Source organism: Falsiroseomonas sp. (assembly GCF_030695085.1).
Classification (GTDB): Bacteria; Pseudomonadota; Alphaproteobacteria; order Acetobacterales; family Acetobacteraceae; genus Falsiroseomonas.
The window spans coordinates 74,483-85,155 of record NZ_JAUYTS010000083.1; the positions used below are offsets into that span (position 1 = coordinate 74,483).

The following is a 10,673-nucleotide window of genomic DNA, read 5'->3' on the forward strand; positions in this document are numbered from 1 at the left end:
GTGGCAGGACAATGGAGACCGACGAGCAAAAATGCCTGGTCACGCGCCTCTGCCTAGCCCGGGTGGCGATTCCGCCGGAGACAGCCGCCGGCCCGTAGCGCCCCGCATGCTGGCCGCGATGGTGCGCGACAGCGCAGCGCCCGCGGCGCTTCTGTGGGGGCCGGACCTGATCTGCCTGCACAATGCGGCGTTCCTGCCCCTGCTGCCGCAAGGCGCGCCCGCACAGGGCCGGCGCTGCGCCGCGCTGTGGCCCGATGGGGGTGGCGTCGCGGCGCTGGTGCGGGCGGCACTTGCCGGCCAGCCGATGGCACCGCAGACCCTGGCCTTTCCGGGGCAGGGCGGGCCGGCCTTCTTCAGCCTGGCCGTCCTGCCGGCGCGCGACGGGGCAGGTGCCCTCGCCGGCGTGCTGCTGACCGCCGTCGAGACCACCTGCGCGGTGCAGACCGAACGCCGCAGTGCCTTCCTGCTCGACCTCGAAGCCGCCCTGCGGGATCTGGACTCGCCGGAGGCCGTGGTGCGGACCGCCGCCACGCATCTCGGCCGCCACCTCGGCGCCGGGCGCTGCGCCTTTGCCGAGGTGGATGCCGCGACCGCCACCTGCCGCATCCTGGCCGACTGGACCGACGGCAGCCTGCCGAGCGCCGTCGGCGTGCACCCCTTGCAGGATTGCGGCGCGGACCAGCTGGCGGCGCTGCGGGCTGGTGCCAGTCTCGGCCTCGGCGAGGATGGCGGCGGCCTGACGGTGCCCGTGCTGAAGCGGGGCGAGCTTGTTGCGATGCTGCATCTGAACAACGCCGCACCGCGTCACTGGAGCATGGCCGAGGAAGCCCTGGTGCGGGAGGCGACGGGTCGCATCTGGCCCGCCTTGCAGCGCCGCCACGCGGAAGCCCGGCTGCGGCTGAGCGAACAACGTCTGCGCCGCGTGCAGCAGATCGGCCGCGTCGGCGGCTTCGAGATCGACCTGCGGACCGGCCAGAACCATCGCTCTGCCGAATACATGGACCTGCAGGGGCTGGAGCCGCGCTCGGCGAAGGAACTGCACCAGGATTGGGTCGCCCGGCTGCATCCGGAGGACCGGGTGCGCGCCGAACGCCGCTATCTGGACGCCGTCTCGGATGAATCGGGCGCCACGGACTACGCGCAGGAATACCGCATCCTCACCCCGGGCGGCGGCGTGCGCTGGATTGCGGCGCGGGCCGAGATCGAACGCGGCCCGGCCGGCCAGGCGCTGCGGATGCTGGGCGCGCATGTGGATGTGACGGAGCTGAAGCTGGCCGAGGCGGCGCTGGCCGAATCGGTGCAGCGGGCGCGGGAAGTGCTGGAGAGCCTGGGCGACATGCTCTACGCGCTCGACAGCCAGGCCCACATCCGCTTCGCCAGCCGGCGCGCGCTGGAGATGTGGGGCATGCGGGCGGAGGAGGTGCTCGGCCAGCTCTTCCCGGGCCTGTTTCCCGCCGTGCATGGCAGCCTGAGCTGGCAGGTGATCTCCGCCGCGCTCACGGACCGGGTGGAGGCGCATTTCTGCGCCAGGTCGCCGCTGGCCGGACGCTGGTTCGAAGTGAACGTCCACCCCGCCGAAGGCGGCGGCGTGACCGTGGCGGCGCGGGACCTGGAGGGGCGGCGCCAGGCCGAGATCCAGCGCCGCAGCGCGGAGACGGCGCTGCGCCAGAGCGAGGAAAGGCTGCGCCTGGCGCAGGATGCCGGCGGGGTTGGTACCTGGGAGTGGGATGTGGTCAGCGGCGCCGTCCACTGGTCGGCAAGCTGCCATCGCCTGTTCGGCACGAACCCCGCGGCGGGCGCGGACCTCGATCTGTGGCGCGCGGCGATCCACCCGGCGGACCGGCCGCGCGTGGATGCCGAACTGCGCCAGGTCCTGACCAGCGGGGCGGTTCCCTGGTCCATCGAGTTCCGGTTCCACCGCGCCGGTGAGAGTGCGGTGCGCTGGATGTCGGCGCGGGGCGAGCTGGTGCGCGACCCGGCCACCGGCCGCGCGCTGCGGCTGCGGGGCGTCGCGCTGGATGTGACGGAGCAGCGGGCGACGGAGGAACGCCAGACCCTGCTGATGCGGGAGTTGGACCACCGGGCGAAGAACGCGCTGGCCGTCGTGCAGGCCGCGGTGCGGATGACGCCGAAGGATGACGCGGAGGCCTTCGCCACCGCCGTGCTCGGCCGCGTTGCCGCATTGGCCCGCGCGCATACCCTGCTGGCGGAAGGGCGCTGGGACGGGGTGGCGCTGCATGACCTGGTGGCCGGGGAGATGGCGCCCTTCCTGACGCCGGAGGGCGAAGGCCGCGTCACCGCCTCGGGCCCGTCCGTGATGATCGCACCCACCGCGGCGCAGGCCCTGGCGATGGCGCTGCATGAGCTGGCGACGAATGCGACCAAGCATGGCGCCTTGTCCGTCAGCGAAGGCCGCATCGACCTGTCCTGGCGGCTGGATGCCCGCGGCGCGCCGGGCCGGGACGATGTGCCGCGCCAGCTTGTCCTGCGCTGGCTGGAGCGCGGCGGCCCGCCGGTTGCCGCCCCGCCGCAGCGGCTCGGCTTCGGGTCCCGGGTGTTGGAGGCGACCATTGCCGGCCAGCTGGGCGGGCGCATCGTGCTGCATTGGCGCGGCGGGGGGCTGGATTGCGAGATGCGGGTGCCGCTGTCCCGCGCCCTGTTGCCGGATCTCGAGCAGCGACTGAGGACCCGCGACTGAGCCTCACGCCTCTGATCGGCAGACTCGATTGAACGGTGGGCGGCCTGTCGCGTTGATGCGCCATGACCCACTCCTCCGAGCCGAAGCCGCCGCCGCCGGAACTGCCCGGCCTGCCCCCCGTGAACCCGCCAGCGCCGGAGAGAGAGCTTCCGCCACTGGAGCCGGACACCATGCCCGGGCCGGCGCCGGATCTGCCGCCCTCCACACCGACGCCTGGACCGGACCTGCCCTATCCGGGCCAGTACCCGGAAGTGCCTGGCATCAGCCCGCCCGGTCCGCAGATGCCGCCGGCGGTTGCCTGACAGGCAGGGGCGTGCCGGTTGAGGGCGTGCCAGGTCGGGGTCCGGCAGGCTGGCTGACTGCCTCGTCTGCGCCGGGCCGCAAGCCGTAGGGCGCGACCAGCGCCCAGACATGCGGCGGAACCATGTTCTTGAGCCGCGCCGGGAGTTGGCGGCGCAGATGCAGCACGGTTTCCACCGCCTTCATCTCCACCCTGGCGCGGGCGAATTCCAGGCCGCGCGGCCCGATGCGCGGCATCAGCCAGCCGACGATGCCGCGCAGAAAATCTGGCATGCGCCGCAGCGGCAACCCGCCCGCCGCCCGTTCGGTATTGGCCAGGAAGCCGCGCACGGCGCCGGCGCGCTTGCCGGCACTGCCGGGCGTGGTGGTGATCACCTCATCGCCGAGCAGGGCCAGCAACTCCGCCCCGCGCTGGTTTCGCACCAGTAGCCACTGGTCGCCCTCGCCGGCCATGTAGCCCACGGTGATGTCGGCCAGCACATTGGTGTAGTCGACGCAGGTGCGGCAGGTGAGGGGGAAGAAATCGCCGGGCAGCTGGCTGATCGGCAATTGCAGGAAGGGAATTTCCCGCACCCGGCCATCCGCGAAGCGCAGCTCCACATGATAATCCGCGCGGAATTCCAGATAGGTGATGCTGTCCGGATCCGCGTCCAGCAGCGCCAGGAACTGGTGGAAATTCTCCGTCGTCGTGTTGTCGGAGCATGGCGTGCCGATCACGAACAGGCGCTCCAGCCCCAGCTCCGCCTCCAGCGCCCGCAGCGCATAGACCTGGCAGGGGATGCCGATGATGGCGAGCCGCTTGTGGCCGGCGGCGCGCGCCGGTTCCAGCAGCGCCAGCAGCGGCGCGTAGCCCATCCGCATGCCGCGGCACTGCGCCATGCCCTCCGGCTTCGTCACCAGCACCGGCACCGGGCGCCATTTGTCATCGGGGTCCGGCGCCATGGTCAGCACGGCATCCACCGCGCCCACCTCCAGCAGCTTCTCGGCAAGGCGCGTGGTGATGCCGGTCCATTGTGCGCCGGGGCGGGGAGCGGCGAGGCGCGCCCGCAGCATCTGGCGGTGCGGGCCGAAATGCAGCTCATCCGGCCGGGATGGGTCGCGCGCCCGGCCATGCACCTGCGTCTCGAGCCGGGCATAGTCGGGCTGGATGAACTGGCAGGCCCGCCCGCAGGCCTTGGCATCCGCCATGCGGGAGACACCGCAATCCGTGCACAGCCCGCGCGGCGCCGCAGGGCCGAGCGCCGGCACCTGCACCGCCGCGGATGTCATGGACGGGGTGCCGCCGGCGCCGGGCTCAGACGCCCTCGCAGCCCAGCTTGCGGAGCGTGGCATCCACCCAGGCGCGGTCGATCGTGCCGGCCTCGATCTCCGCCATCTGCTTGCCCTCGGCGGCGTGCTTCGCCTCCGTGGCCACACACACCGTCTCGGCGTCGGCATAGGGGATGGAAACGAAGCCGTCCTCGTCGCCCAGGATCATGTCGCCCGGCGCGATCACCAGCCCCTCGAAGCCGATGGCAACGTTGATCTCGCCCGGGCCGTCCTTGTAGGGGCCGCGATGGGTGATGCCGGCGGCGTAGACCGGGAAGGGCTGCTTCGCCAGCGCGCCGCTGTCGCGGATCGCGCCATTGATGACGATGCCGCCCAGCTTGCGGCGCACCATCTGCGCCAGCATCAGCTCGCCGATGATCGCATTGGTCAGGTCGCCACCGGCATCCACCACCACCACGTCGCCGGCCTCGGCCATGTCGATCGCCTTGTGGACCATCAGATTGTCGCCGGGGCGGCAGCGCACGGTGAAGGCCGGGCCGGCCATCACGCCGCCCTGGTGCATCGGGCGCAGGCGCGGGCCGGCGGCGAAGATGCGGGACATGCTGTCGGAGACATTGGCGACGGGCAGCTTGCGGAAGCGCTCGACCAGCGCGGGGGCCACGGCGCGGGTGCGCGGCAGGATGCGGAAACCGACGGGCATGGGCGTCTCTCCAGGCAGGACTTTTTCATCGCCTACAGGTGGGGCGCGGCGGCGGCAAGGTGGGCGCGCGCGGCTTTGTCATGCGGGATGCGGGCGGTGGCGCCCCATCTGCCGCTGCGGCAACAGAAGGAGAGCCACCATGGCCAGCATTTCACGCAGCGGTTCCGCCCATTGGGAAGGCGGCGGCAAGGACGGCACCGGCCACGTCTCCACCCAGTCCGGCGTGCTGAAACAGGCGCCCTACGGCTTCAACACCCGCTTCGCCGAAGGCCCCGGCACCAATCCGGAGGAACTGATCGCCGCCGCCCATGCCGGCTGCTTCACCATGGCGCTGGCCTTCCAGCTGGCCGGGGCGGAGCTCAAGGCGACCAGGATGGACACCTCGGCCAAGGTCGAGATGGACCAGGTGGAGGGCGGCTGGAAGATCGCCCGCGTCGCGCTGACGCTGAAGGCCAGCATTCCGGGCTGCGACGAGGCGACCTTCCGCAAGCTGGCGGAGACGGCCAAGGCGAATTGCCCCGTCTCCAAGGTGCTGAATGCCGAGATCACGCTGGACGCGACGCTGGAGGGGTAACAAGGCCGCAAGCCCCCACCCAACCCTCCCCCCTCAGCAGGGGGAGGGCTTCAGACCAGGGCGGTCAGAAGCGGGCGGCCATCGAGCTGCGCTTCCAGATTCTCCCGCATCAGCCGGCCCATATCCTTGCGCGTCTCCACCGTGCCGCTGGCCGCATGCGGCTGCAGCACCACGTGGGGGAAGGTCAGGAATTCCGGGTCGATCGCCGGCTCGTTCAGGAATACGTCGAGCCCGGCGGCGCCGATCCGCCCATCCCGCAGCGCCGCCAGCAGCGCCGCCTCATCCACCACGGTGCCGCGGGAGACGTTGACGAACACCACCCCCGGCTTCAGCGCCGCGATCGCCGCGCGGTCCACCAGGCCGCGGGTGGCGGCACCCCCGGCGGCGGAGACGCAGAACACATCCACATGCGGGGCGAGCGCCGCCGGCGTGGCGAAGTGGGTGTAGGGCAGCCCCGGCTGCGGGCTGCGGCCGGAATAGCTGATGGACATGCCGAAGGCGGCCGCGCGTGTTGCGATGGCCTTGCCGATGCGCCCAAGCCCGACGATGCCGAGCCGCTTGCCCCAGACCCGCGTGGTCAGCGGCATGGCGCCCTTCGCCTGCCAGGACCCATCGCGCACCCAGGCCTCGCCGAGGCGCAAATTCCGCGCGGCGGCCAGCATCAGCATCATGGCCATGTCGGCCACTTCCTCGGTCAGCACATCCGGCGTGTTGGTCACCCGGATGCCGCGGGCGCGTGCCGCCTCGAGGTCGATGGCATCGACGCCGACGCCGTAGCAGGCGATGATTTTCGTGCCCGGCAGCGCATCCATCAGCGCCGCGTCGGCGCCGATCTCGCCCTTGGTGCAGATGGCGACGATGCTGTCCCGCCCGGCTGCCAGCAGGGCGGCCTTGTCCGTGGCCTGCCAGTAATGGTGGAGGGTGAAGCGCTGCTCCAATGCGGCGTAGTCCCAATCGGGCAATTCGCCCACCACCAGCAGCCCCGGCTTGTCCGACATCGCGTTTCCCCGCATTTTCGCCCCGCATGAAGGGCAGGAGACGAGAATGACGCAAGGGCTGTTCGACCTGAAGGGGCGCCGGGTGCTGATCACCGGCTCCAGCCGCGGCATCGGCTTCGCCCTGGCGCGCGGGCTGGGCCAGGCTGGGGCCAGCGTGGTGCTGAATGGCCGCGACCCCAAGGTGCTGGCGGATGCCACGCGCACCCTGGCGGCGGAGGGGCTGGACGTCACCGAGGCCGGGTTCGACGTGACCGACCCGCATGCGCTGGACGCCGCCATCGCCGAGATCGAGACGCGCCTCGGCCCGATCGAGGTGCTGGTGAACAATGCCGGCATCAACCGCCGCTTCCCGGCCGTTTCCGTCACGCCCGAAACCTTCCGGGAAGTGATGTCCACCAATGTGGAGGCGGTGTTCTTCATGGCCCAGGCGGTCGCCAAGCGCATGCTGGAACGCGGCCATGGCAAGATCATCAACATCGCCAGCGTGCAGTCCGAACTGGGCCGCGCCACCATCTCTCCCTATGCGACCAGCAAGGGCGCGGTGCGGATGATGACGCGCACGCTGTGTGCCGAATGGGCCAAGGGCGGCATCCAGGTGAACGCCGTGGCGCCGGGCTATTTCGCCACCGACCTCACCAAGCCGCTGGTGGATGATGCGAAGTTCACCGAATGGCTGTGCCAGCGCGTGCCGGCTGGGCGCTGGGGCAAGGTGGAGGAGTTGGTGGGGGCGACGGTGTTCCTGGCCTCCCGCGCCTCGGACTTCGTCAATGGGCACCTGCTGTATGTGGATGGCGGGATGACGGCGGTGGTGTGAGGCAAATTCCCGCGGGCCGGTCACGATCCGCGGGCCTTCCAAGAAAGCGGGAAAATCCGGCATCAAGATCCAAATATTGTGCCGAGACATCCGGCTTATTAAGCGTCCCGGCACAATAATTTATTGAAAAACAGCGAAGTCATCGTTCCGCGCTTGCTCCGCCAGCGCAGAAGGACCAAGGCGCAGCGCCCAGCCGATTGTCCGGGCGACTGCAAGGACTGCGCCTGATGCCTTTCATCTCCCCAGCCGAACCTTCCTCAAATCGAAAACTTGCCTTCCTCGCCCTCGCCATCGGCACGTATATTTCCATTCTGCTGCTGCCGACGCCGGATGGCCTCTCGGCCTCGGGGCAGGTGGCGCTGGGGCTGCTGGCGCTGGTGGTCATCCTGTGGATCAGCGAATGCGTCTCGCCCGCCGCCAGCGCCGTGCTGCTGATCGGCGGTGCCGTGCTGGGCCTCATGGGCAAGCCCCTGCAGGCGGGCGGCGCGCCGATGCGCTCGGTCGAGGCGCTGTCGGTGATGCTGGCGGGCTTTTCCTCCTCCGCCGTCATTCTCGTGGCGGGTGCGCTGTTCCTGGCCGTCGCGCTGCGCATCACCGGTCTGGATCGCCGCGTGGCGCTGCTGGTGATGAGCCGCGTCGGCATTTCGGCCGCCCGGCTCACCTTGGGCGCCATGATCGTGGGTTTCGTGCTGGCGCTGTTCATCCCCTCCGCCACCGCCCGTGTCGGCGCCATCATTCCCATCATGATCGGCGTGACCGTAGCGCTGGGCCTGCCCGTGGCCAGCAGCCTGGGCGCCACGCTGATGATCGTGACGGCGCAGGCCTGCTCCATCTTCAACATCGCGGTGAAGACCGGTGCGGCACAGAACCTGATCAGCCTGAACTTCATGCAGTCCAGCTTCGAGCGCACGGTGACCTGGGGCGAATGGTTCGTCACCGCTCTGCCGCTCACGCTGTCCATGAGCGTCGTGCTGTTCTTCGTCTCCCTGCTCCTGCTGCGCCCGCAGGTGCCACCGGCAGAGGAGGCGCAGGCGCGGCTGGCGAAGGAGGTTGCGGGCCTCGGCCCGGTAACGCCGGCGGAATGGCGGCTGATGCTGGTCGCCGGCCTGCTTCTGGTGGCCTGGTCCACCGAGGGCTGGCTGCATCCACTGGATACCACCACGGTCACGCTGGTCGGCATCGCGGTGCTGCTGATGCCGCGCTTCGGCGTCATGACCTGGGCGGGGGCCGAGAAGCAGGTGCCCTGGGGCACCATCGTGCTGTTCGCGGCCGGCATTGCGCTCGGCATCCTGCTGGCGCGCACCGGTGCCGCCGCATGGCTGGCCAGCGTCACGCTCGGGCAGCTGGGGCTGGAGACGCGTTCCGTCGTGGCGGTGGTGGGCGCGCTGTCGCTGTTCAGCATCATCCTGCATCTGGGCTTCGCCTCGGCGACGGGCCTGGCCAGCACGCTGATCCCGATCATGATCGCCTTCGCGCAGACCCTGCCCTTCGGGCCGCAGACCATCTTCGGCATCGTGATGATCCAGGCCTATGTCGTCTCTTTCGGCTTCATCCTGCCGACCAACGCGCCGCAGAACATGCTCTGCTACGGGACCGGCGCCTTCAACACGATGCAACTCGCCAAGGTCGGCGTGGTGATGACCCTCGCGGGGCTGGGGCTGATCCTGCTGCTCTCGGCCACGATCTGGCCGATGATGGGAGTGCTCTGACATGCGCGGCAAGGTGGGCATTGTGGGCGCGGGCCAGGTGGGTGCCGCTTCCGGCTTTCTGCTGGCGCAGACCTCCGGCGTCGATGAGCTGATCCTGCTGGACCAGGATGCGGCGCGGGCGGCTTCCGAGGCGTCCGATATCAGCCATGCCGCGGCTTTCGGCCCGGCCGCGCAGGTGGCCTCCGGCGACTATGCCGATCTGGCGGGCGCGCAGCTCGTGGTCATCACGGCGGGCGCCAGCCTGAAGCCGGGCCAGACCCGGCTCGATCTGCTGGCCGCCAATGTGAAGGTGGTCAGCGCCGTGCTGGAGCAGGTGCTGCCTGTGGCGCCCGACGCCGTGCTGCTGTTCGCGACCAATCCCGTCGACGTCATGCCGGCGCTGGCGGTGCGGCGCTTCGGGGTGCCGCCGGGGCGGGCGATCGGCACCGGATGCGCGCTGGATTCGGCGCGCTTCCGCGACCGCCTGGCGCGCTATCTCGGCATCGCCACCGGCTCCGTCCATGCCTATGTGCTGGGCGAGCATGGCGATTCCGAGGTGCTGCACTGGAGCGGCGCGCAGGCGGCGGGCATGCCGCTGCTGCGCTTCGCCGAACAGATCGGCCGCCCGCTGCCCGCCGAGATGCGAACAGCGATGGCCAGCGAGGTCCGCACCTCCGCCTATCGGATCAAGGAAGGCAAGGGCGTCTCCAATTTCGGGATCGCCGGCTCCATCGCCCGGCTTGCGCGCAGCATCGTCAATGACGAACAGGCGGTCTTCAGCGTCTCCACCTTCATGGAGGAACTTCTGGGGGTGACCGAGACCTGTGTCTCCCTGCCGCATCTGCTCGGCGCCCGCGGTGCCTCGCATCCCTTGCTGCCGGACACGGATGCGGCGGAGACGGAGGCGCTGCGCCAGAGCGCCGCGCTGCTGCAGGAGGCCATCCGCGCCGGGCTGGCGTGACAGGCTGTGCGCGACCGCGCCGCCGGCCGGTTGCCGGGGCGCGCGCAGTGACGTATCGCCGCCGGTGAGCCTGGTCGTCAGGCCACATCATTGCGCGGGATCGTGGCCCGATGACTGAGTGCCTGATCATCCAGCCGATCCACCCGGCGGGTCTCGAAACGCTGCGGGCGGGCGGCGTCACGCCACGTTTCGCCACGGCGCCGGACATGGCGAGTGTGGCGCGCGAACTGCCCGGCTGCGTCGCCGCCATCACCCGCAGCGCCGGGCTGGACGGGGCGGCGATGCGAGCGGCGCCGAGCCTGCGCGTCATCGCCAACCATGGCGTCGGCACCAATGAGATCGACCTGGGGGCGGCCGCCGCACTCGGCATCCCGACCGTCTTCACCCCCACCGCCAATGCCCGTTCCGTGGCCGAACACGCCATGGCGCTGGTGCTGGCCCTCGCCCGCAAGGTGATCCCGGCCGATGCCGCGGTGCGCGGCCTGGATTGGCGGTTGCGCTACGAGGCGCAGATGATGGAACTGCACGGCCGCACGCTCGGCGTGGTCGGCTTCGGCACGGGCCAGGGCGGCGTGGGGGTCTTTGGGTTTAACGGCCACGTAGCTTGTGGCCGTCAGCCGCGGCGGCCCGTGCCTTGGCGGCTCGTTCCTCGGCCTGGGCTCGAGCGGCGC

The 10,673-nt window shown here is 70.6% G+C and carries 10 protein-coding genes; 7 read left to right on the forward strand and 3 right to left on the reverse strand.

The window, feature by feature from the left end:
- Nucleotides 1-118 precede the first annotated feature (118 nt).
- Together Q8S40_RS10315 and Q8S40_RS10320 are read left to right on the forward strand one after the other, a co-directional pair.
- Nucleotides 119-2,698, forward strand: coding sequence for a PAS domain-containing protein (locus Q8S40_RS10315; RefSeq protein ID WP_305670310.1), 2,580 nt, complete (start codon nt 119-121; stop codon nt 2,696-2,698).
- Nucleotides 2,699-2,760: 62 nt separating this feature from the next.
- Nucleotides 2,761-3,000 carry a hypothetical protein gene (locus Q8S40_RS10320; RefSeq protein WP_305670311.1) on the forward strand — a complete coding sequence of 80 codons (240 nt, stop codon included), beginning with the start codon at nt 2,761-2,763 and terminating at the stop codon, nt 2,998-3,000.
- Here Q8S40_RS10320 and Q8S40_RS10325 read toward each other — a convergent pair.
- Nucleotides 2,960-4,267 (reverse strand): Coenzyme F420 hydrogenase/dehydrogenase, beta subunit C-terminal domain, encoded by a 1,308-nt coding sequence (locus tag Q8S40_RS10325; RefSeq protein WP_305670312.1) that lies wholly within the window; start codon nt 4,265-4,267, stop codon nt 2,960-2,962. The two genes, Q8S40_RS10320 and Q8S40_RS10325, sit on opposite strands and share 41 nt — an antisense overlap.
- Before the next feature lie 25 nt (nt 4,268-4,292).
- On the reverse strand, nt 4,293-4,967 hold the full coding sequence (locus Q8S40_RS10330; protein WP_305670313.1) for an RraA family protein: 675 nt from the start codon (nt 4,965-4,967) through the stop codon (nt 4,293-4,295).
- A 139-nt stretch (nt 4,968-5,106) separates the two neighbouring features.
- Here Q8S40_RS10330 and Q8S40_RS10335 point away from each other — a divergent pair, with 139 nt between their 5' ends.
- Nucleotides 5,107-5,541, forward strand: coding sequence for an OsmC family protein (locus Q8S40_RS10335; protein WP_305670314.1), 435 nt, complete (start codon nt 5,107-5,109; stop codon nt 5,539-5,541).
- Nucleotides 5,542-5,591: 50 nt separating this feature from the next.
- Here Q8S40_RS10335 and Q8S40_RS10340 read toward each other — a convergent pair whose 3' ends face one another.
- Nucleotides 5,592-6,539 carry a 2-hydroxyacid dehydrogenase gene (locus tag Q8S40_RS10340; RefSeq protein WP_305670315.1) on the reverse strand — a complete coding sequence of 316 codons (948 nt, stop codon included), beginning with the start codon at nt 6,537-6,539 and terminating at the stop codon, nt 5,592-5,594.
- 46 nt (nt 6,540-6,585) lie between these two features.
- Between Q8S40_RS10340 and Q8S40_RS10345 the strand changes: the two genes are divergently transcribed.
- The 4 genes from Q8S40_RS10345 to Q8S40_RS10360 all read left to right on the forward strand — a co-directional run.
- Nucleotides 6,586-7,353: an SDR family oxidoreductase gene (locus Q8S40_RS10345; protein ID WP_304807936.1), complete on the forward strand. Its 768-nt coding sequence runs from the start codon at nt 6,586-6,588 to the stop codon at nt 7,351-7,353.
- Nucleotides 7,354-7,580: 227 nt separating this feature from the next.
- A complete protein-coding gene (locus tag Q8S40_RS10350) occupies nt 7,581-9,062 on the forward strand; it encodes a DASS family sodium-coupled anion symporter (protein WP_305670316.1) in 1,482 nt (493 codons plus the stop codon).
- A 1-nt stretch (nt 9,063) separates the two neighbouring features.
- Nucleotides 9,064-10,002: a lactate/malate family dehydrogenase gene (locus Q8S40_RS10355; protein ID WP_305670317.1), complete on the forward strand. Its 939-nt coding sequence runs from the start codon at nt 9,064-9,066 to the stop codon at nt 10,000-10,002.
- Nucleotides 10,003-10,112: 110 nt separating this feature from the next.
- Nucleotides 10,113-10,673: NAD(P)-dependent oxidoreductase (locus Q8S40_RS10360; RefSeq protein WP_305670318.1), on the forward strand; the 561-nt coding region annotated here is incomplete at its 3' end.

Bases quoted from the DNA above. Each gene is read 5' to 3' on its own strand.
- Q8S40_RS10340 (WP_305670315.1), bottom strand. From the start codon at position 6,539: ATGTCGGACAAGCCGGGGCTGCTGGTGGTGGGCGAATTGCCCGATTGG.
- Q8S40_RS10350 (WP_305670316.1), top strand. From the start codon at position 7,581: ATGCCTTTCATCTCCCCAGCCGAACCTTCCTCAAATCGAAAACTTGCC.
- Q8S40_RS10345 (WP_304807936.1), top strand. From the start codon at position 6,586: ATGACGCAAGGGCTGTTCGACCTGAAGGGGCGCCGGGTGCTGATCACC.
- Q8S40_RS10315 (WP_305670310.1), top strand. From the start codon at position 119: ATGGTGCGCGACAGCGCAGCGCCCGCGGCGCTTCTGTGGGGGCCGGAC.
- Q8S40_RS10320 (WP_305670311.1), top strand. From the start codon at position 2,761: ATGACCCACTCCTCCGAGCCGAAGCCGCCGCCGCCGGAACTGCCCGGC.
- Q8S40_RS10325 (WP_305670312.1), bottom strand. From the start codon at position 4,267: ATGACATCCGCGGCGGTGCAGGTGCCGGCGCTCGGCCCTGCGGCGCCG.
- Q8S40_RS10335 (WP_305670314.1), top strand. From the start codon at position 5,107: ATGGCCAGCATTTCACGCAGCGGTTCCGCCCATTGGGAAGGCGGCGGC.
- Q8S40_RS10355 (WP_305670317.1), top strand. From the start codon at position 9,064: ATGCGCGGCAAGGTGGGCATTGTGGGCGCGGGCCAGGTGGGTGCCGCT.
- Q8S40_RS10330 (WP_305670313.1), bottom strand. From the start codon at position 4,967: ATGCCCGTCGGTTTCCGCATCCTGCCGCGCACCCGCGCCGTGGCCCCC.